18 protein-coding genes are annotated in these 20,343 nt (G+C 71.9%); 4 read left to right on the top strand and 14 right to left on the bottom strand.

What is annotated here, in order from left to right:
* Positions 1-442 precede the first annotated feature (442 nt).
* The 8 genes from Sdi02f_RS03600 to Sdi02f_RS03565 form a co-directional block, all read right to left on the bottom strand.
* Positions 443-3,364: a protein kinase domain-containing protein gene (locus Sdi02f_RS03600; protein WP_159107630.1), complete on the bottom strand. Its 2,922-nt coding sequence runs from the start codon at positions 3,362-3,364 to the stop codon at positions 443-445.
* Positions 3,365-3,505: 141 nt separating this feature from the next.
* The gene (locus tag Sdi02f_RS03595) at positions 3,506-4,546 is read right to left on the bottom strand and encodes a LacI family DNA-binding transcriptional regulator (protein ID WP_030399493.1); all 1,041 of its coding nucleotides are present in this window, start codon (positions 4,544-4,546) and stop codon (positions 3,506-3,508) included.
* A 435-nt stretch (positions 4,547-4,981) separates the two neighbouring features.
* Positions 4,982-6,727 (bottom strand): CocE/NonD family hydrolase, encoded by a 1,746-nt coding sequence (locus Sdi02f_RS03590; RefSeq protein WP_108932670.1) that lies wholly within the window; start codon positions 6,725-6,727, stop codon positions 4,982-4,984.
* Positions 6,728-6,744: 17 nt separating this feature from the next.
* Positions 6,745-7,686, bottom strand: coding sequence for an MBL fold metallo-hydrolase (locus Sdi02f_RS03585; RefSeq protein ID WP_031085904.1), 942 nt, complete (start codon positions 7,684-7,686; stop codon positions 6,745-6,747).
* 20 nt (positions 7,687-7,706) lie between these two features.
* Positions 7,707-8,630: an alpha/beta hydrolase gene (locus Sdi02f_RS03580; RefSeq protein WP_108932669.1), complete on the bottom strand. Its 924-nt coding sequence runs from the start codon at positions 8,628-8,630 to the stop codon at positions 7,707-7,709.
* A 4-nt stretch (positions 8,631-8,634) separates the two neighbouring features.
* Positions 8,635-9,747 carry an FAD-dependent oxidoreductase gene (locus Sdi02f_RS03575; protein ID WP_030399489.1) on the bottom strand — a complete coding sequence of 371 codons (1,113 nt, stop codon included), beginning with the start codon at positions 9,745-9,747 and terminating at the stop codon, positions 8,635-8,637.
* Positions 9,748-9,759: 12 nt separating this feature from the next.
* The gene (locus Sdi02f_RS03570; RefSeq protein WP_031184908.1) at positions 9,760-10,716 is read right to left on the bottom strand and encodes a phosphotriesterase family protein; all 957 of its coding nucleotides are present in this window, start codon (positions 10,714-10,716) and stop codon (positions 9,760-9,762) included.
* Between the two features lie 49 nt (positions 10,717-10,765).
* On the bottom strand, positions 10,766-11,740 hold the full coding sequence (locus tag Sdi02f_RS03565) for a phosphotriesterase family protein (RefSeq protein ID WP_030399487.1): 975 nt from the start codon (positions 11,738-11,740) through the stop codon (positions 10,766-10,768).
* A gap of 241 nt (positions 11,741-11,981) precedes the next feature.
* Between Sdi02f_RS03565 and Sdi02f_RS03560 the strand changes: the two genes are divergently transcribed.
* Genes Sdi02f_RS03560 through Sdi02f_RS03545 form a run of 4 tightly spaced genes read left to right on the top strand, consistent with a single transcriptional unit; the run spans position 11,982 to position 15,412 of the window.
* Positions 11,982-13,154, top strand: a complete 1,173-nt coding sequence (locus Sdi02f_RS03560; protein ID WP_108932668.1) for a cytochrome P450 — start codon at positions 11,982-11,984, stop codon at positions 13,152-13,154.
* Positions 13,151-13,339 carry a ferredoxin gene (locus Sdi02f_RS03555; RefSeq protein WP_031085916.1) on the top strand — a complete coding sequence of 63 codons (189 nt, stop codon included), beginning with the start codon at positions 13,151-13,153 and terminating at the stop codon, positions 13,337-13,339. Before Sdi02f_RS03560 ends, Sdi02f_RS03555 begins: the two co-directional genes overlap by 4 nt.
* Positions 13,336-14,478 carry an NAD(P)/FAD-dependent oxidoreductase gene (locus Sdi02f_RS03550; protein WP_108932667.1) on the top strand — a complete coding sequence of 381 codons (1,143 nt, stop codon included), beginning with the start codon at positions 13,336-13,338 and terminating at the stop codon, positions 14,476-14,478. Before Sdi02f_RS03555 ends, Sdi02f_RS03550 begins: the two co-directional genes overlap by 4 nt.
* Positions 14,479-14,488: 10 nt before the next feature.
* Entirely contained in the window at positions 14,489-15,412 is a 924-nt protein-coding gene (locus tag Sdi02f_RS03545; RefSeq protein WP_053638728.1) for a LysR family transcriptional regulator, read from the top strand.
* Positions 15,413-15,419: 7 nt separating this feature from the next.
* Here the strand turns inward: Sdi02f_RS03545 and Sdi02f_RS03540 are convergent, their stop codons facing one another.
* The 6 genes from Sdi02f_RS03540 to Sdi02f_RS03515 all read right to left on the bottom strand — a co-directional run bounded on the left by Sdi02f_RS03540 (position 15,420) and on the right by Sdi02f_RS03515 (position 20,275).
* On the bottom strand, positions 15,420-16,028 hold the full coding sequence (locus tag Sdi02f_RS03540) for a TetR/AcrR family transcriptional regulator (RefSeq protein WP_031184904.1): 609 nt from the start codon (positions 16,026-16,028) through the stop codon (positions 15,420-15,422).
* Positions 16,029-16,116: 88 nt separating this feature from the next.
* Positions 16,117-16,320: a hypothetical protein gene (locus Sdi02f_RS03535; protein WP_031085923.1), complete on the bottom strand. Its 204-nt coding sequence runs from the start codon at positions 16,318-16,320 to the stop codon at positions 16,117-16,119.
* Positions 16,321-16,372: 52 nt separating this feature from the next.
* Positions 16,373-17,626: an FAD-dependent oxidoreductase gene (locus Sdi02f_RS03530; RefSeq protein ID WP_108932666.1), complete on the bottom strand. Its 1,254-nt coding sequence runs from the start codon at positions 17,624-17,626 to the stop codon at positions 16,373-16,375.
* A 27-nt stretch (positions 17,627-17,653) separates the two neighbouring features.
* Entirely contained in the window at positions 17,654-18,289 is a 636-nt protein-coding gene (locus Sdi02f_RS03525) for a maleylpyruvate isomerase N-terminal domain-containing protein (RefSeq protein WP_053638727.1), read from the bottom strand.
* Positions 18,286-19,113 carry a fumarylacetoacetate hydrolase family protein gene (locus Sdi02f_RS03520; RefSeq protein WP_031085929.1) on the bottom strand — a complete coding sequence of 276 codons (828 nt, stop codon included), beginning with the start codon at positions 19,111-19,113 and terminating at the stop codon, positions 18,286-18,288. Before Sdi02f_RS03520 ends, Sdi02f_RS03525 begins: the two co-directional genes overlap by 4 nt.
* A gap of 1 nt (position 19,114) precedes the next feature.
* Positions 19,115-20,275: a cupin domain-containing protein gene (locus Sdi02f_RS03515; RefSeq protein WP_031085930.1), complete on the bottom strand. Its 1,161-nt coding sequence runs from the start codon at positions 20,273-20,275 to the stop codon at positions 19,115-19,117.
* Between the last annotated feature and the right edge of the window lie 68 nt (positions 20,276-20,343).

The following is a 20,343-nucleotide window of genomic DNA, read 5'->3' as shown; positions in this document are numbered from 1 at the left end:
TGCAACCCCATACGCACCGCCCCGCACCCGTGCCAGGACATGCGCCCTTCCCCCGTAATGCGCGCAGGGCCGTCCTTTCCTGCTGTGCGGACGCCACGGCCCGGTGCTGCCCGAGACGGTTGATCCCGCATTCGACCGCGTGCGGGACCTTGTAGTTCTCGCGGCCGAAGAAGGGCGGACGGCCACCGCCACGTCCAATCCTTGATGAGAGCGGTCTTCCGCTCCCGGAGCTCCGGCCCGTCGACGGGCACGGCAGGCCCGTGGACATCGATACGACCTCTGTGCGGCACGAGCGCTGACTGCTGGGGGCCTGCTGACAGCCTCAACGGGCGGCGGCACGGCCGGCCGTCGGCGCGGGGGCAACCGCGAGATGAGGGGTATCAGCGTCTGGTCGGGCCAGTTCGGGACGTGCCACGGATGCAGGACCACAACACCGCGCGGGTCAGCCCACGCCTGTTGACTTCAGTACCGCCAGCAGTGTGCGGGCGTCCCGGACGGTGGGGTGGGTCTCGCCGAGGTCGGCGGCGGCGTCGTTCAGCACCTGTTCGGCGTCGCGTACCCCGCCGGGCTGGTCGCAGCCGAGCATGGCGTGGGAGACCCGCAGGCGCAGGGTCAGTGGGTGCCGTGCGCCCAGTCGCGCTTCAGCCTCGCTGAGGAAGGTGCCGCAGCCACGGCGCGTCTCCGCCATGGACTTCCCCTCCTGCCCACGCTCCCAGCGAAGGACTCGGGCCGCCAGCTCATCGGCCGCATCGTCCGCCATCCCCGTACCGGGAGCGGCATCGTCGTCCCTGTGCGTGGTACCGGCGGGGTCGGTACCCGCGGCCGCCTCGTCCAGCCTCCGCGCGCCGGAAGGGGCGGCGTCCTGTGCCGGCGTGGTGGCGGTGCCGACGGCTCGCTCGGTCGCCTCCGCAAGGGTCACCGCGCCGGGAGCGGCGGGCGTGTGGGAGGGCTGGGGCACGGCCCATGTGGTGTCTTCGGAGGCGTGGGCTCGGGTGTGGGCGAGTGTCCGGTAGCGGCGGGTCGCGGGCACGGTGGCGTGTTCCGCGACCAGGGTGCGTGCCTGTTCGGACAGGGGCGGCGGGGCGATCCTGCCCTCGGCGGCTCCGGGGACCAGGGTCTCGGCCACGTCGCGGGCCGTCGGCCGCTGTTCCGGGTCGGGGTGGAGGCAGGCCCGGATCACCTTCTGGAGGTCCTGGGGCAGGCCGGCGAGATCGGGTGTACCGGCCCGGATGGCGGCGACCACGGACGGCGCGTCCCGGCCCCAGGGGCTGCGCCCCAGTGCGAGGCGGGCGAGGACGGTGCCGAGGGAGAACACATCGCTGGCCGACGTGAACGTGGGCTGCTCGCGCAGTTGTTCCGGGGAGGCGTACGCGTAGGTCCCGGCGAAACCGCGTCGCGGCTCGGTGAGCCGTTCGATCTGGGCGATGCCGAAGTCGATGACGCGCGGGCCGTCCTCGGACAGCAGGACGTTGGCCGGCTTGAGGTCGAGGTGCACGATGCCCTCGGCGTGGATGGCGCTCAGGGCGACGGCGATGCCCGCCCCCAGCGTGCGTACCAGGTCGGTCTCCAACCGTCCGCAGCGCTCCACGAGTTCCTGCAAGGAGGGGGCGGCCACGTACGGCACCGCCATCCATGGCGTCGGACCGTCGGTGTCCGCGGCGATCACCGGTACGGTGAACCGCCCGTCGACCCGCTGGGCCGCCCGCACCTCGTGGGCGAAGCCCCGCTTGATCCCGGGAGCCGCCGCGAGGTGGGCGTGCAGCGTCTTGACGGCGACCATCAGGCCGTCGGGGTCCTGGCACAGGTAGACGCGTCCGAAGCCGCCCTCGCCGACGCACTCCAGCACCTCGTACGTGCCGAAGGCTCCTGGCTGGTCCACGCCCGGGTTGGGCCGGGCCCGTTCCATCTCCCGCCAGGTCCCGATGGCCGCCGCCTGCGGGTGCACCGCGGTCCGGCCGTCCGCGGCGTCCGTGGACGCCCGCCTGCGCGCGGCCTGTTCACCCGTCGCGGGCTGCTCGTGCCGCACCACGACGACCCGTGCCGGCACCGGTTCGCCCTCCTGGAAGACGTAGGCCTCGATCTGTACGTTCTCGTCGCTCGGGCAGGACACGTAGACGCCCGGCAGCCCCAACCGCTCGCAGACGGCGGCCTCTTCGGGGGTCGGTCGCGGGTCGCCGTGGGCGAAGCAGAGGGCCGTTGCCTCATGTCCCTGCCGGGACAGGCCCTGCAGCACGGCCGCCCAGTGCTCCGCGTCCCACACGCGCCATGTCACGTCGTCCGGGCCGTCGTTCACGAGGGCGAGGCGGGGCGCTTCGGAGCCGCCTGCCTCGCGGGCCAGCACCGCGCATGCCGCCTCCGGCGCCGCCCGTACGGCATCGCCCAACAGCGTCGCGGTCGGTTCGTCGATGCGGAGCACCGGGCGCCGGGCCATGCGGGCGAGTTCGTCGCGCTGTCCGCGGAGGGTGTCGTACTCCGGCGACCCCGGCCCCTGGCCTTGCAGTTCCATGCACGCGAGTACTTTTCCGAAGCAGTCGACGGCCGTCTCGTAGTCCTCCGCCGCGACCGCCGCCTTCGCCTGCTGGACGCGCGCGGAGAGGGTCTGGGGGCTGTCCGCCCCGTGAAGTTCCTCGGAGCGCGCGGCTATCTGGCCGTACATCCGGCCCGCGCGCTGGAAGTCTCCTTCGGCTTCGACGGCGGCGGCGGTCGCGCGAAGGTCCCGCAGGCCGTCCTCGCCGCCCTCGTTGCCGAACGGCAGTACGCCGGCGACCTCGGCGTAGCGCTGGCGGGCGATGGTGACGAGCTGGTGGCCGGGGCCGAGTTCCCGTTGCGCGGTCCGCAGCATCTGGGAGAACGCGCGCAGCGCCGCCGCGTTGTCGCCGCTCTTCTGCTGCCAGTAGCCCACCTCGCACAGCAGGGTGAGGGCCGTCTCGGTGCGGTTCTCCGCCTCGGCGGACCGGCGCATGGCCTCGTAGCGGCGCACGGCTTCCTCGGGACGGCCCGACCGGCCGTGCCAGTGGGCCAGTTGGTGGCGGGCCAGTTCGGTGTCCCGATGGCGTGGTCCCTGGATGCGCTCCCGGTCGGCCATCAGCCGGCCGAACAGCTGCACCGCGGCCTCCGGTTGTCCGGACTCCCCCGTCCAGTGTGCCAGTTGGTGCCGCAACGCCAGTGTGTTGGCCTCCCGCGGTCCCAGGAAGCGTTCCGCCAGCGCGACCAGGTCCGCGTAGCGTTCGGCGGCCTCCCCGGCATTGCCCTGACGGCCCGTCAACTCCGCCTCCGCGCTGCCCTCCCGCAGCGCCGCGGCCCAGTCCGCGCGCGGTCCTGACGCCGCCCCGCGCAGCTTGCCGAACCACCCCACCAAGCCCACCCCCATCGCCGTAGCCGGACGTGCGTTCCGAGGCCAGTATGCTCTACCCAATCGTTTGCGCCAATCGTTTGGGCAGCGAAGCCCGCCGACCTCGTGAGGAAGCGAACTGATGGTGCTCGGGGCGGCTCTACGCTTTCGCGTTCACCGCGGGGGCGGCCCGATCTGCGCGCCCGAGGAGGCCCGCACCACCAGTTCGGGCCCGAGCATCTCCGAGGCGACGGGCTCGCCCGCGATACGTCGCAGCAGCAGCCGCACGGCGCGTCTGCCCTGCTCGGCCATGGGCGAGCGAACGCTGGTGAGCGGTACGGGCAGTTCGGCGGCGAGCGGCGTGTCGTTGAACCCGGCCAGCGCGAGGTCTTCGCCGAGGCGCAGGCCCAGGTCGCGGGCGGCGCCCATGGTGCCGATCGCCGCGAGGTCGTTCACGGCGAAGATCGCCGTCGGCCGGTCGGGGCCGCTCAGCAACTCGGCGGCGGCCCGGTGCCCGCCGGCCGTGTCGAATCCGCAGTGCCGCACCCAGTGCGCGGGCAGCGGCAGACCGGCCTCGCGGTAGCGGTCGGTGAAGCCGGTGGTGCGGTCGGTTCCGGTGCTGGCGAAGGGCTCACCGGCGATGACGGCCACCCGGCGGTGGCCCAGGTCCAGGAAATGCTCGGCCACACGGCGCCCGCCCAGCCGGTCGTCGCAGGTGACCGCGGGGTGGCCGGTGTCGGTGCGGCGGTTGACGAGCACGAAGGGCGTGCCGTCCAGGGCCGGGTCGGCCAGGGCGGCCCCGTCCAGGTGTGCGTCGCCGATGATGAGGCCGTCCACCCGGCGGCCCAGGACCATTCCGATCCGCTCGCGCTGGGTGGCGGGGTCGTCGTGGGTGTTGGTGACGAAGGTGGAGAGCCCCCGCCGGGTCGCCTCCTCCTCCACGCCCTCGTAGATGGTGGCCACCACGATCTCCGACAGCCGCGGGAAGAGCACCCCGACCAGGTTGCTGCGCCGGGTGCGCAGGCTGGTGGCGTGCGGGTTGGGCCGGTAGCCGAGTTCGTCGGCCAGCTCCCGGATCCGCCGTGCCGTCTCGCCCGACGCCGCGCGGCCCTGCTCACCGGAGGGGCCGTTGAGGACCCGGGAGACCGTCGAGACGTGCAGCCCGAGCCGTTCCGCGATCCCCCGCAGTGTCACCGGACCACTCTCGCCCGCCATACCCGTCTCCCACCTCGCCGCCGCCTGACCGCCCCCATTGTCCCCAACGGGGCGCCTCCGGCGGTCCCACGGGCCGGCCTGGGACCGGGCGGGCGGATCCTGGGGCGCTTCCGCATGGGCAGGCGGGTCACGGGGGCCCGTGTACTGAGCGCTCGGCCGGATGCGCCGGGATGGCCCGTCGGTCCTCTGCGGCGTCGTCGTGGCTGGGGTACTGCGGACGGCGACCTGGCTCACCAGTGGGCGGAGTTACCGCCGGGCGTGATGGGCGCGGTGGCGTACCGGACGCCCCAACCGGGCCTGCCGGGCAGCTCGATGAGCCTGCTGAAAGCCGGAAGCGGGTGACACGCGTTCACCGCACGCGATGACACGGGGCGTCGGCGCCGTCTTCTGCGCCGCCGAGGCCGCCGCGGTCTGGGCGGCTGCGTGCCGCGCCCTCTACCGACTCGCGTCCCGTGCTGCCGCCGTCGTCGTCGTGAACGGCAGCACCAGGCGGGAGGGGTGTGCCGCGTCCCGGTAGATCTTGTGGGTGACGGGCCGGCCCACCGGCAGGTGGAAGGCGTCCGGCGGCAGCAGCGCGTTGTGCTCGTCGGCCAACGGCTCGTCGTTGGACAGCTCCACGACCAGCCGGTGCCCCGGCAGGAAGGTCGCCGCGAACGGGTAGACCCGCAGCACGTACTCCTCGATCTTCCCCGGCTCGACCGCCACCGCGCGGGTGTGCGGGTGGTGCGGGTCGCCCTCGGTGGTGCGCTCCTCGTCCAGCTCGCGGTGCGACGCCTTGAGGTAGGCGGTCGTGATGAGCTGCCGCTTGCCGCCGGGGGCCTCGTCCCACATGCGCAGGATGAAGTTGGTGTCGGGCTGGTCGATCTCGGCGAACAGGTGTGCCGCGCCCTGGCCGATCATCTCGGTGGGCTCGGTGAACGGCTCGGTGGACCAGCTGAGGATCTCCACCTTGTCGGTGACGGTCAGCGGTGCCTGGTAGAAACCGTCGGGCACGGCGTGCTCGGCGCCCATCGCCTCGGGCTCGAAGGACAGCTTGTGCCTGGGGCGCAGGTAGAGGGGGCGGTGCTCGACGTCCTTCGGCGGCCACTGGTCGCCGGTGACGTGCTGCCGGGAGCCCTCGACGTGCACGGTCACCGCCGGCTCGTCCATGATCCCGTTGTCGACGCCCTTCAGCCAGTACTCGTACCAGCGGAACATCTTGTCGTGCTCTTCGATGAAGGGCCGCGACTGCATGGGCGGGTAGGGGCCGATGTCGAGTTTCTTGGGGCCCTTGAGCGCGCGGAAGAGCTCGATGGTGCCGTCCATCGTCCAGCCGCGGCCCTGGTCGATCTGGAGCCAGACCGGGATGTCGATGTTCGGCGCGAGGGTGATCGGGTTGCGCTCCTCGTACCACTCGCCGTCGAGGTCGTTCATCACGATGTCGAACCACGCTTCGTGGTTCTTCGGGTAGTTGAGGACATGCACCAGGTTGGGCCAGGCAGCCACGTCCGGGTCCTTCAGGCGTTCGGCGACGCGCCTCTTGATCTCCTCGGGCGAGTACGTCTCCAGCATGCGGGACTTGACGCCGTCGGTGAAGGCCCAGCCGGAGTCGCCCCCGCGGCCCTCGCGGGCTGCGCGCGGCATGAACCACATGACGCCGCCGTGGTACGTGGTCTCGTAGAAGTCGTAGTGGCCGCCGCTGACGAAGACGGCCTTGAGGGACGGCGGGCGCTCGGCCGCGGCCAGTACCTGCATCGAGCCGAAGTAGGAGATGCCGATCATGCCGACGTTGCCGTCGCACCAGGGCTGGGCCGCGACCCACTCGATGAAGTCGTAGGCGTCCTGGCCCAGCGAGAGGCCGCCGGCGTTGTAGTTGCCGATGTGCTCGCCCTCGGACGCGCCGGAGCCCCGCAGGTCGCCGATGACGTGGACGTATCCCTCCTCGACGACGCGCGCGATGTCGCCGGCCTCGATGCAGCCGTCCCACATGGGGCTGGGCCGACGCTGCGGCGGGGTGGTCAGCGCGAGGGCCTGGAGTTCCTTGCCGTACGGGCTCAGGGCCACGAGAGCGGGCCGGGGGGCGTCGTCGAGGCCGCTGTAGGTGTCGGCCGCGAGGGTGACGCCGTCGCGCATCGGGACACGGAGGTCCTTGCGGACGGCGATGCTCTGTGCGCCCGCGCGGATCGTCTGGGGGTCGGTCATGAGGAGGTGCTCCTGAGTCACGAATTCTGGTTGCGCAGGCGGTAGCCGTGCATCGAGGTGAAGAACGGCGACGGTTCCAGCGTGGGATCGCCGGTGTAGCCGAGTTCCTCGGCGGCGGGGGCGAACGGCGAGTACGGGGAGTCCGTCCGTCGCAGGCCCTCGGCCAGGCATGCGCAGGCGGCCGTGGCGACCCGGGCCTCGATGTCCAGACTCTGGGTGATGGCCTCCTGGGCCTGCGTCGCGTCGAGTTCGACGCCGTACGGGGTGCCGTCGGCGCGGCGGTAGGGGTGTCCCAGGTAGAGGTGGCGCGGGCGGACCTCGTCGCGCAGGTGCTCCAGGCTCGCGCGGTAGGCCGCCGGGTCCGTGTAGCCGGGGAAACCGTTGGCGGCGCCGTGGACCTGGACGGCGTCGCCGGTGAAGACGGAGCGCTGCCCGTCGACGACGTACGCGACGGAGCCCGGGGTGTGGCCGGGGATCGCGTGCACCGACACGGTGACGTCACCGCCGAGGGACAGCGTCTCGCCGCCCTTCACCAGCAGGGAGGGCTCCATCTCACCGGAGATGACGGCGTTCGCGGCGGCCGTCACCTTGGCCTCGCCGTCGGGGTCGGCCAGGTACCGGCCCCGTCCGGCGAGGTACTCCTCGACGTGCGCCCGGCGCGAGCGGAGCATCGGTGCGTCGGCCTCGTGGATCACGACCTGGGCTCGGCGTCCGGTGAGCTCCCACAGGGCGTGCGCACCGCCGACGTGGTCGATGTGACCGTGCGTCAACAGGATCCACCGCACGTCCTCGACACGGCGTCCGATCGCCTCGAGCGCGGGGGCCATGCCCTCGGCGGGCGAGGAGGCGATCCCGGTGTCGACGATCGCCGGTTCGGGCGCGTCGATGAAGAAGCTGTACAGCCCGAACCGGCCCCAGGGCGAGACCAGGGGGTGGACGGCGACCGGGTCGTGCGTCATGGTGTTCCCTCCCTGCGGGTTCAGCGCCGGCCGAGGAAGGCGGCGGTCTCCTCGAAGACCCGGTGGTATTCCTGGATCCACGAGAAGTGCTGGACGAAGCCGTGGCCCGCGCCCTCGTACCGGCTGACCGTCGCCGGGACGCCGGCGTCGTGCAGCCGGGCGCCGTAGAGCTCGCCCTCGTCGCGCATCGGGTCGTGCTCGGCGGTGACGACCAGGGCGGGCGGCAGGCCGGTGAGGTCGGCCCGCTTGACGGGCGACACGAGCGGGTCGGCGGGGTCGGCGCCGCTGTCGAGGTAGAACGCGTTGAACGGCTTCAGTCCCGCGGTCTCCAGGCCGTAGCCCACGGCGTTCTCCCGCAGCGACGGGTAGCGGTCGACGTCGAAGTCCAGGTCGAGCGACGGGTAGTACAGGATCTGGTGGGTGATCCGGTCGAAGCCGTCGTCGTGGGCCCGGGCGGCGACGGCCGCGGCGAAGGTGCCGCCGGAGCTGTCGCCGGCGACGGCCAGGGTCGTGCCGTCCCAGTCCAGTCCGTTGCCGTCCTGCGCGGCCCAGCGCACGACCGCGTAGCAGTCGTCGAGGCCGGCCGGGAAGGCCGCCTCGGGTGCCAGGCGGTAGCCGACGGAGACGACCTTGAGGCCGGTCTCCTTCGCCAGCGAGCGGGCGACGTGGTCGTGGGTGTCCAGGCTGCCGAGGAAGAACGCTCCGCCGTGGAAGTACACGAGGACGCCGTGGCGTTCGGCCTCGACGGGGGTGTAGACGCGGACCGGTACCTCGACGGCGGGCGTCGTCGCCGTCACGTCCTCGACGGCGTGCAGCGGCAGGCGCTCCTCGGGCGGGGCGACGTGGGCTTCGTCGGCGGCGCGCATGGCGACGGGGTCCAGCGGGCCCTCGGGCGGGGCCGGGAGGGTGGCGAGGAACTTGGCGATCTCGGGGTGCAGTGTCACGGGGTCACTCCTGTCCTGCGGCGGCGGGCTTCTGGCCGGGAAAAACGTCGTTGATCTCTTCCTCGGTCCATCCCTGCCGCGAGATGCGCTGCAGTTCGTCGGTCACCGGCTTGCGGGTGGCCTGGTAGAGGGCGAGCGCCTCCTTCAGGGAGTCGGCCTGCTTCAGGGCGTCGGCGAGCGCGCCGCCGTCCTCGATGGCCGAGTTGGCGCCCTGTCCCTGGTGGTGGAGCATCGAGTGGGCGGCGTCGCCGACGAGGACGACGGAGTCCGTGTGCCAGGTGTCGACGGGGTCGATGTCGTACACCGCGCGGATGTTCACGGTGTCCATGTCGAGGTCGCGGGTGATGGCCACCAGGCGCTCGTCGAAGCCCTCGACCGTCTTGAGCAGGTTCTCCTTGGTGACCTGCGGCGCCCAGGTGCCGTCCGGGTTGAGGGCGGTGATGTCGAAGGACACCTGGCCGCGGTGGCGCAGCGGCAGCAGGTAGACCTTGGTGCCGCGGCCGATGTACATGCGCAGGTTGTCGTCGACGACCATGCCCTGGGCGGCGTCGGTGGAGATCACCGTGCGGTAGGCGTGCTCGCCGGAGAACACCGGGGGCTGCTGGCTGAACAGCTGGTGGCGGACGACCGACTTGATGCCGTCGGCGCCGACGACCAGGTCCGCCTCGGCCGTGGTGCCGTTCGCGAAGGTGAGGATGGCGCCCTCACCCTTTTCCTCGACGCTCTCCAGCTTGTGGCCGAGGTGCACCATGCCCCCGGGAAGCACGCCGAGGAGGGCGTCTATGAAGTCGCCTCGGTGGATCAGGTGGGTATGGACCTGCTCGCCGTCGGCGGGCCACGCCTCCTTCATGAGGGGGTCGCCGGTGGCGGTGAGGATCTCGAAGTAGTCGCTCGGCGAGGTGACCTCGGCGATCGCGTCGAAGATGCCCCACTCGCGGAAGCGGATCATGGTGGAGGGGCGCAGACCGATTCCGGCGCCGACCTCGCGGATGCGACTGGCCTGCTCGTAGACGTCCACCTGGGCGCCCAGGAGGCTGAGCGCCTTGGCGGCGGCGGCACCTCCGTACCCGGCTCCGACGACGGCGATTTTGAGGTTCTCGAGGTCCGAGAGCTGCATGATTGGTTCTCTCTACTTCTGCAGGGTCAGGAAGGCGGCGGGGTTGTCGACGAAGATCGTCTTGATCGCCGTGTCGTCGAGGCCGGCGGAGCGCAGGTCCGGGATGAGGTCCTCGAAGATGTAGTTGACGGTGTGCCCCTTGACGCCTGGCCAGCCGAGCGGGGAGCAGTTGGCGTCGGCGGAGGCGAGGACCTGGTGGATCCGGCGGCCGCCGTCGATGAAGCGCAGGAAGTGGTCGAGGCGTTCCTTGCGGGGGCGGGCCCAGAACGGCGGGTCGGGCAGCTCGGTCTCGTAGCCGAAGGTGTCGAAGCCGATGCGGCCGCCCTGCTCGGCGATCCACACGTCGCGGGTCTTGTCGGCGTTGACGCCGTCGTCGACGTGCCCGAACAGGACGCGGTGCAGGGGCAGTCCCTCCTCCTCGAAGATCGCGACGGCGTTCTCGGCGTCGATCGCGAGGTGCGTGAGGATGGGGACGCCCGTGGCGAGGGCGGCACGGGCGGCGGCCCGGTAGATCCGCTTGTCCAGGTCGGTCATCCGCCCGCCCCGGCTCACGCCGACCTTGATGACGCCGGCGCGGCTGCCGGTGTCGCCGATGCCGACGGTGATCTCGTGGACGAACTGCCGCATCAGGTAGTCGACGTCGGCGTTCGCGAAGTGCGGCAGGGCTGTGTCGCCGCCGACGAAGCCGGTGCAGGCGACGATGTGCACGCCGGTCTTCGCGGACAGGGACTTGTAGTAGTCGACGTCACGGCCGTTGCAGATGCCGGTGGCGTCGACGAACGTGCCGCCGCCCAGTTCGTGGAACCGTCGCAGCTTGGGGACGGTCTCCTCGTACCGCTGCTCGGGCGTCTTCCACCACTTGGTGTCCAGTTCGGAGCCGGGCATGCCGTACCCGATGTGCTCGTGGACCGCGACGACGCCCAGCTCCTCGGCCGGGACGGGACCCAGGACCGTGTTCACTCTCGACACAACACTCACCTTTGAGAAAGAGACTTGATGGCCTTACCTGCCGGGGCGCTCAGCGCACCGACAACAGGTCCCGCGGGTTGCCCACGACAATCCGCCGTACGTCGTCCTCGCCGAGGCCCTTGTCCTTGAGGAGCGGGACGAAGTCGCTCAGGACGTGGCTGTACGGCAGCTCGTTGCCCGGGTGGCCCTTGGCGACGCCGGTGGCGCCGGCCGACAGCAGGACCCGGCCGGTCAGGCCGGCCTCGGCCAGCTCCATGACGAGGGCGATGCGTTCGGCGTCCGTCACATGGTCCTCGTCCTGCGTGCCGACGTGGTCGAGCGCGACGTACGCACCGCGGCGGGCGACCTCCAGGGGCGTCCCGGCGGCGACGGCGTCCTTGCGGTCCAGTCCGCCGACGACGACCCGGTCGGCGGGCAGCTTCTCGTCCAGAACCACGTCGAGGTCGTGCAGGGCGTCCTTGCCGTAGCGGACGGAGACGGGGACGCCGGTGGCGAGCGCGGTCCGGGCCGCGCCCCGGAACAGGCTCTCGTCGGTCGCGGTCATGCCGGTGCGGGTGGCGGCGGTGGCGACCAGGCCGGCGGCGCCGCGCCGCTCGACGCGCGGGACGACCATGCCCTCGGTGACCTCCTTGGTGAAGAGGTCGGCGAACTTCTCGGCCGGCCACGGCGTCGGCGGGTTGGTCTGCGGCGTGAGGAAGTAGCCGCCCAGCATGTCCTCGGGTCCCTGGCCGGTCGAGGCGACGATGTGCACGCCCGTCGCGCGGGTGAGCGTCTCGTAGAGCCGCACGTCGCGGCCGTGGAACATGCCGGTGCTGTCGACGATCGTGCCGCCGCCGTGCGCCTTGAAGTCGTTCAGCTTGGCGGCGAGGGTCTCGAAGATCTCGGCGCGGTCGAAGGTGATGTCGTAGGCGTGCTCGGCGCCCGGCACCACCGACAGCAGCGCCTCGTGGACCGAGACGACGCCCAGCTCCGCGGCCGGCACCGGGCCCAGGACGGTGTTGACGGTGTTGCTCTCGACGCTCATGCGCATGCCTCACATCTCCGGCGTGGGGTGCCCACGCACCCTGTGGCTGCCGTCACGTTAGCCATTCGCTTTACATGCCGTCAATGAAACGAACACCACGAAAAAACAATGCGCCGGGGGTTGCGCGGGCATCACGGAACCCCTTGCGCAGCTCTGAAGCGGGCGACATGCACACGGTGCATGTCGAGGCATGCCAAGCATTCACTTGTTCGATGCGAGGCCGGACATTTCACTGTGGGGCATGAGCACCCCGCCCACCTTCGACGTGGACCTCTTCGCCGACGAAGTCGTCCTCGACCCGTACCCCGTCTACGCCGAGCTGCGGGAGCGCGGCCCGGTCGTGCACCTGCCGCACAACGACGTCTACGCGCTGACGCGGTACGACGTCATCCGCGGCGCACTCGCCGACTGGGAGGCGTTCTCCTCGGCGTCGATCGCGTTCAATCCGATGGCCAACGAGGCGCTGGCCGGCACGTCGCTGGCGTCCGACCCGCCCGTGCACACCCAGTTGCGCGCCACGCTCGCCGAGAACCTCTCCCCGCGCGCGCTGCGCGGCCTGAAGGGCTCCATCACGGCGAAGGCCGACGTCCTGGTCGCCGAACTGGTGGAGAAGGGCTCCTTCGAGGCCATCGACGCCCTGGCCCGCGCCTTCCCGCTGGAGGTCGTCGCCGACCTCATCGGCTTCACCGGCGAGGTGCGCGCCACCATGCTGCGCTGGGGGCAGGCCGCCATGCAGGTCCTCGGCCCCACGAACCAGCGCACCGCCGAGAACTTCCCCGTCGCCGGCGAGCTGTACGCCTGGTGCTCCCAGGTCACCGCCGACGACCTCGCCGAGGGCTCCGTGGGACGCGGCATCTTCGACGCCGAGGCCCGCGGCGCCATCCCGCCGGACACGGCCGGCCACATCATCCACCAGTACCTCGGCGCCGGTGTCGACACGACCGTCGCCGCCATCGGCAACCTCGTCGCCCTCTTCGCCCACCACCCCGACCAGCTCGCCCTCGTCCGCGAGAGCCCCGCGCTCGTACCTGCGGCCTTCAACGAGGTGCTGCGCTTCTGGGCACCCGTCCACGCCTGGGGCCGCCGCGTCACGCGGGACGTCACGATCGAGGGGTCCGAGATCCCGGCGGGCGCGCAGGTCGCGATCCTGTTCGGCGCCGGCAACCGCGACCCGCGCCACTACGAGAACCCGGACACGTTCCTCGTCGAGCGCAACCCCGTCGACCATCTGTCGTTCGGCTACGGCCCACACGGTTGCGCGGGCCAAGGGCTCGCCCGGCTGGAGGCCCACGCCGTGATCGAGGCGCTGTCCCGCCGGGTCGGACGCCTCGTCGTCGGACCCGAGGTCCGCGTCCCCGGCAACACCACCCGGAGCATCGAGGAGCTCCCCGTCCTGGAGGTGTTTCCCGCATGAAGATCGTTCTCAACCGTCCCCGCTGCGAGGGCCACGGCCTGTGCGAGGAGGCCGCCCCGCAGCTGATGCACCTCGACGACGAGGGCGAACTCGTCCTGGACCGCGAGGAGTTCGACGCGGCCGACGCCGCCCTCGCCCATGCCGCTGTGCGGGTGTGTCCCGTCGCGGCCCTGAGGATCGCATGAGCACCGCACCCCTCAGGCGCGTGGTCGTGGTGGGCAACGGCATCGCCGGGCTCACAGCGGCCGACACGCTGCGCGAGGCCGGGTTCGACGGCGAGTTGACCATCGTCGGCGACGAACGGCACCCCGCGTACAGCCGCCCCGCCCTGTCCAAGGCGCTGCTGCTCGACGGCGACGACCTGACCTCGCACGAGCTTCCGCCGGCCGGCCACGGGGCGGCCGAACTGCTCGGCGTGCGGGCGACCGGCCTCGACCTGGACCACCGGCTCGTCTCCCTCGACGACGGCACGGCCCTGCCGTACGACCGGCTGGTGCTGGCCACCGGGTCCCGGGCCCGGCGGCTGTCCGCCCTGCCCGGCGAGCTCACCCTGCGCGGGCTCGACGACGCACTGGCCCTGCGCCGGCGGGTGGCGGCCGGACCGTCGGTCGTCGTGGTGGGCGGCGGCCCGCTCGGCATGGAGATCGCCTCCGGCTGCCTGGCCTCCGGCTGCGAGGTCACCCTCGTCTCGCAGGGCACGCCCCTGCGGCAGCAGCTCGGCCCGTACCTGGCCGGCGTCTTCGCGCGGGCCGCGCGCGATCGGGGGCTCACGGTCGTGGAGAGCGCCGGGGCACAGCTGGCGGACGGCGGCGGGGTGCCGAGGGTCGTACTCGCCGAGGGCGGAGTCCTGGAGGCCGAGGTGGTGCTCACCGCCGCGGGCGACATCCCCAACACGGAGTGGCTCGCCGGCTCCGGGCTCACCGCGCGGGGCGCCATCGAGGTCGACGCGCGCGGGCTCGTACGGCCCGACGTGGCGGCCGTCGGGGACCTCGCGGCCTTCCCCACCCCGCGGGGGCGACGCCGTGTCCCCCTGTGGAGCAGCGCGATCGAGCAGGCGAAGGTCGCGGCGCGGGCGCTCGTCCGCGGGGACGCGTCCCCGCCGTTGCGGTTCCAGCCGTACTTCTGGACGGAGCAGTTCGGTCTGAGCCTGAAGGCGGTCGGCACCCTGCCCGTGGACGGCGAGCCCGAATACGTCGACGGGGAGCCCGGCGGCGGGCCCGCGCTGATGCGCTGGCCGCATGCCGACGGCACCGCGGACGTCGTCGCCCTGGACTACCGCGTACCGATCCCCCGGCTGCGCCGGATGACACAGGCGGCCGCGTAGGCTGCACGCCATGAGCGCGGAGGAACAGGGCACCACGAGGTCGGGCCTGGACCGGCTGGCGTCGGTCAACCTGAATCTCCTGGTGCCCCTTCTCGCGCTTCTGGAGGAGCGGTCGGTGACGAAGGCCGCCGAGCGCGTCGGCCTCTCCCAGCCCGCGATGAGCCACGCCCTGACACGGATGCGGCGCCTCCTCGGGGACGACCTGGTGGTCCGGCACGGCAGCGGGGTCACGCTGACGCCGCACGCACTGGAACTGGTGGGGCCGCTGCGCAGCGCCCTGCAGCAGACGGCGCGCCTCGTGAATTTTCCGGTCTTCGACCCGGCGACGGACAGGCGGATCATCACGGTCGCCATGACGACCAGCACCGCGTTCGTCGTCGGCCCCCGGCTGACCCGGCTCGTCGGGGAGCGCGCCCCGCACGCCACGCTGCGGCTGCGCACGATCACGGTGCCGACCGAGACGACCTTCACCGAACAGGGCGTCGACGTGGTGCTGATCTCCGAGGGGCACTTCTCGCCGTATCCGCGCGAGCGGCTGTACGACGACCGGGTCGTGGTGGTGGCCGCACCGGACACGCCCGCTGAGGCCGACGCCCTGGAGCTGCTGACGACCCAGCCGCATGTCGTGGTCGACACCGACCGGCGGGTCTTCCCGTACTCGGTGCTGGAGGACAAGGGCATCCCCTACCGGGTCGGGCAGCTCAGCTCCGACTTCCTGCTGGTGCCCTTCCTGGTGGCCCGCGCCGGCGGGGTCGCGCTGCTGCGGCACCAGGTCGCCGTCGCCATGCGGCGGCTGTCCGATCTGCGGATCGAGGAGTTCCCCTTCCCGCTGCCCGGGCTCGGCATCGACATGGTGTGGAACCCGAGGCTGACCGACCAGCACTTCGTGACGTGGCTGCGGGCGCTGCTCCAGGAGGTCACGGAGGGGCTCTGAGCGCCAGTCAGTTCAGCAGGCGCACCCAGCTGTCGGCGAGCTCCTCCAGCATCTGGTCGCGGCTCAGTTTCCAGTCGGAGCCGTCCCAGTGCTGGGCCACGTAGTCGAGCTGGGACATGGCGAGCACGCCCCGGAAGTGCCGCTGGTGGGGTGCGAACCGGCCTGCCGCGGTGAGGCCGTCCTCGATGTCGCTGATGGCCTCCTCCAGCCAGCGCTCCACCAGGTCGGGCAGGTCCGGTTCGATCACCGCGGCGTCCCGGCCGATGCGGATGATCGGCCGGATCACCGGCCAGCTCTCGGCGGTCCGGCGCAGCCACGCCATGATCGCCTCGGGTGTCCCTTCGGCGACGGTGGTCACCAGATCCTGGGCGGTGGAGCCGTGCTCGGGCGAGCGGACGCGCTGGAGCGCCTCGTTGAGCTGCTCGTCGATGAGCGTCCGCATCAGCTCGCTGCGGGAGGGGAAGTACGCGTAGAAGGTGACGCGTGTGGTGCCCGCGGCGGTGGCGATGTCGTCCACCGTGGTGGCGGCGTACCCCTTCGCCTTGAAGAGCTGCAGTCCCGACTCCAGCAGCAGACGGCGGGTCATCTGCTTCTGTGCCTCACGAAGGTTCGCCATGCCGGAGATCCTAACCCTGCCCCGGCACGGCGAACGATCAGCTTACGCACAGTACGTGACAACAACCTCGCGTAAAGTCCTCGCCCTGTCAGCCGGTCAGCTCGACGTCCAGGCGCTCCCGCAGGGCGGCCACGGAAATGCCGTACGTCTCCAGCACGCGGACACCGTCCGGGCCGACGGCGATGACGCCGTGGTCGATGGAGACGCGGTGGACGCAGCCGGGCCCGGTGAGGGGGTACGTGCACGCGGGCACCAGCTTGGGTGCGCCGTCCCGGGTGAACAGCTTCATCATCACGAGGACCTGCCGGGCCCCGTGCGGGTCGCCGCGCAGAGGCAGGCGTCGCTCATGCCGCGCCCCCGGCGAGGGCCGCCTCGCCGGGGGCCACCGAGGACAGTGGGATGGGCATGAACATCTCCGGTTCCTGGTCAGGCGACAGGGCGGTCGGCCCGTACAGCCAGTCGGTGAAGGAGTAGTCGTAGGTGTCGCGGGCGCGCAGCAGGGCGTTGCGCTGCTCGCGGGCGAGGCCGTCGAGGTGCCACAGCTCGCCCCACTTGCGGGAGGTGGTCAGCACGCGCCGGCAGTGCTCGGGGCGGACAGCCTCGTAAGCGGCGAGCGCGGCGGTCCAGTCGACCGTGCCGTCCGCGGCGCGGTGGCGCGCGACGTGCTCGCCCAGCACCCAGCCGTCCTCGATGGCCATGATCGCGCCCTGCGCGATGTACTGCAGCGGCGGGTGCGCGGAGTCGCCGAGCAGGGCGATCCGTCCGTGGACCCACGTCATGATCGGGTTCCGGTCGAACATCCGCCACCACTTGTCGCGCCACATGAACGGCAGGCCGTCGCGGACGAAGTCGCAGGTGTCGGCGAAGGCGGCGTCGAGCTCGTCGGGCGTGCCCCAGTCGTCCCGGCCTGCCAGGGCCTTGGGCGACTCGAATACGGCGACCTGGTTGAGCAGTTCGCCGCCGCGCAGGCCGTAGTGGACGAAGTGGCAGCGGGGGCCGACGTACACCACGACCTCGCTGAGATCGACGGACCCCACGCGCGGCTGCTCGGCGGGGACCGTGCCGCGGTAGGCGACGTACGCCGAGGACACGGGCTCGTCGTCCACGAACAGCTCGCGGGCGGCCGAGTGCAGGCCGTCGGCGGCGATCACCATGCCGGCCTCGTGGATCGCGCCGGAGGCGAGGGTCACGCGGGCCCCGCCGTCGGTGTTCTCGTACGAGGTCACCTGGGCGTCGTTGATCAACTCGACCCCGGCGCGCTCACAGGCGCGCAGCAGCAGGCCGTGCAGGTCGCTGCGGTGGATGACCAGGTAGGGATAGCCGTACCTCGTCTCCAGGTCGCGCAGATCGAGGCGGGTCAGCTCCGCGCCGTCGACGGCGTCGCGCATGACCATCGCGTCGGGGACGACACCGAGGCTCTTGGCCTCGTCGAGGAGACCGTAATCGTCGAGGATGCGGGTGCAGTTGGGGGCGAGCTGGATGCCGGCGCCGACCTCACCGAAGGCAGGGGCGCTCTCCAGCAGGCGGACGGCGAGGCCCTGGCGGGTCAGCGAGAAGGCGGCGCCGAGGCCGCCGATGCCGCCGCCGACGACGATCACATCTGGGTGGGACATGGGTGCACTCCTCTACAGCCAGGGGCCGAGCTCGGGGACGTCGGTCAGCGAGTGGGGCCGGCCCGCCAGCCAGGCGGCGACCTCGGGCAGCGGGCCGTCGGGCAGCTCGGTCAGTCCGCGCTTCGCCTTGATCTCGGCGACGAGCGCGGCCAGGAAGCCGTTCGGCAGGTCGGCGAAGGTGACGACGCCGGTGCCGAGGTCGACGGCGTGGACGCACACCTCGCGGGCCCGCATCCACGGCAGCTCGGTGGCGGGGACGGTACGGCCCTGGACGGTGACGACTTGGTGGCCCCACTGCTCCTCGGTGAGCCCGTCCAGTCCCGCCGCGAGCTTCTGCGCGGAGTCCGTCAGCCAGGAGCGCAGCTCGTCCGCCGACAGGGTGGGACCCTTGACGATGCCGGCGGCGCGCTCCTCGGCGGAGGCGTACATGGGAGTCTCCTCGCCGGTGGCCGCCCAGTGCACCAGATTGCCGAGCGCGTCGGCGTTGGCGGCGACGTGCGCCACCAGGTGCTTGCGTGTCCAGTCCGGGAGTGCGCTCGGGGCCTTGAAGGCGTCCTCGTCCAAGCCCGCGACGGCGTCGAGCAGCAGCTCGGTGCCGGTGCGGACCCAGGCGCGCGCGTCGTTGAGGGTGCGCGGGGCGGCGGTCATCCCTCGACCACCTTGTTGGAGCAGGCGCCAAGACCGGAGATCTCCGTGACGACGGTCTGACCGGGCAACAGGAAGACCTTCGGGTCGCGGGCGTTGCCGACGCCCGCCGGGGTGCCGGTGGCGATGACGTCACCGGGGCGGAGGGTGATGACGGTGGAGATGTACTGGACGAGGAAGACCGGGTCGAACAGCAGCGTGCCGGTGTCGTCGCGCTGCATGACCTCGCCGTCGACGACCGTCTTCACTTCGAGTGCAGGGCGGACGCCGCCGACCTCGTCGGGGGTGACGACGTAGGGGCCGACGGGGGTGGTGGCCTCCCAGATCTTGCCCTGGGTCCACTCGATGGTACGGAACTGCCAGTCGCGCGCAGAGATGTCGTTCATGACGGTGAACCCGGCGATGGCCTCGGCGGCCTGCCGTTCGTCGGCGCGGCGCACCCGCTTGCCGATCACGACGGCCAGTTCGACCTCCCAGTCGAGGGTGTCGGTCTCGGCCGGCTTGGCGATGTCGTCGTTCGCGCCGAGCAGGGTCTCGGCGAACTTGGGGAACAGGGTCGGGTAGCTGGGCAGGTCCCGGCCCATCTCCTTGATGTGGTTGGTGTAGTTGTGGCCGACGCAGATGACCTTGGAGGGGTTCGGGACGACCGGCGCGAAGTCGGCACCGTCGACGGGGTAGGTGGTGCCGGTCGCCGCGGCGGCCCGGTCCTGCCAGCCGTCCTCGGCGAACAGCTCGCCCAGGTCGACGTGGCCGAGGTCGACGAGGACGTCGCCGTCGAGGCGGACCGCGCGAGTGCCGTCGGCGGTGCGGAGGGTGGCGAGCTTCATGTCAGGCGTCCTTCTGGGTGCGGTCGAGCTTGAGCGCCTCGAAGACGGGCGCGTCCGAGAAACGGAAAAGGTCAAGGGCGCCGGAGTCGGAGTCGGACGAGCCGGCCTCGGACTTCGCGGAGAACGGCTCCCAGGACGGGACGACGAACAGGTCGCCGCGGCTGACCGTCCAGGACCTGTCGCCGACGGTCACCACGCCGGAGCCGTCGAAGACCTGGTAGACGGACGAGCCGGTCTCGCGCACCGGCGCGGTCTCGGCGTCCCGGGCGACACGGTGGAACTCGGCGCGGATCGTCGGCAGGACGTCGGAGCCGTCGTGCGGGTTGCTGTAGCGCACCGCCGCGTGACCGGGCTCGACGGTACCGCCGAAGCCCTCCTTCTCCAGCAGCAGCTGGTCGCGCAGGGCCGCGTCCGTGTACTCCCACTTGTACGACAGCAGCGGACTGCCGGGCGTGGCCGGGGTGGCTGACAGCGGGCGCAGGCCGGGGTGGGCCCACAGGCGCTCGGAGCGCGAGCGTTCGGGGGTGACCCGCTCGGCGTCGCTGATCTCGTCGCGGCCGAACTCGAAGAACTGCGCCTCGGTGACGTACTGGAACGGGATGTCCAGGCCGTCGATCCAGGCCATCGGCTCGGAGGTGGCGTTGTGGTGGGCGTGCCAGTTCCAGCCGGCCTGCGGGAGGAAGTCGCCGCGGTTCATCGGCACGGGGTCGCCGCCGACGACCGTCCACACGCCCGAGCCCTCGACGACGAAGCGGAAGGCGTGCTGGGTGTGCCGGTGCTCGGGTGCGTCCTCACCGGGCATCAGGTACTGGATGGCCGCCCACAGGGTCGGGGTGGCGAAGGGCCGACCGCCGAGGGAGGGGTTGGCCAGGGCGATGGCCCGGCGTTCGCCGCCACGGCCGACGGGGACCAGGTCGCCCGCCTCGGCCGCCAGCGCGCGCAGCCGCTCCCAGCGCCACAGGTGCGGCACGGCGCGCGAGCGCGGGTGGGCAGGCATCAGGTCGCCGATCTCGGTCCACAGCGGGACGAGCAGTTCCTGCTCGAAGCCCCGGTACAGCTCCTCGAGCGCCGGGGTGACCTCGGGCTGTCCCTCCGCGCTGACGGCCTGCAGCCGCACCGGGGAGCCCGCGGCGATGTCTTGGGTAAGGGAGGACTCAGTCACGGAGCCAGCGTGCAGGGCGTCTGCTGTTGGAACATGTAGATTCTGCACAGCAGAATCCGGAGGCCGCC

This window comes from Streptomyces ardesiacus (assembly GCF_003112575.1).
Lineage (GTDB): Bacteria > Actinomycetota > Actinomycetes > Streptomycetales > Streptomycetaceae > Streptomyces > Streptomyces ardesiacus.
Note: the sequence above shows the minus strand (reverse complement) of the source record. Positions and strands in the feature narration are given on the sequence as shown.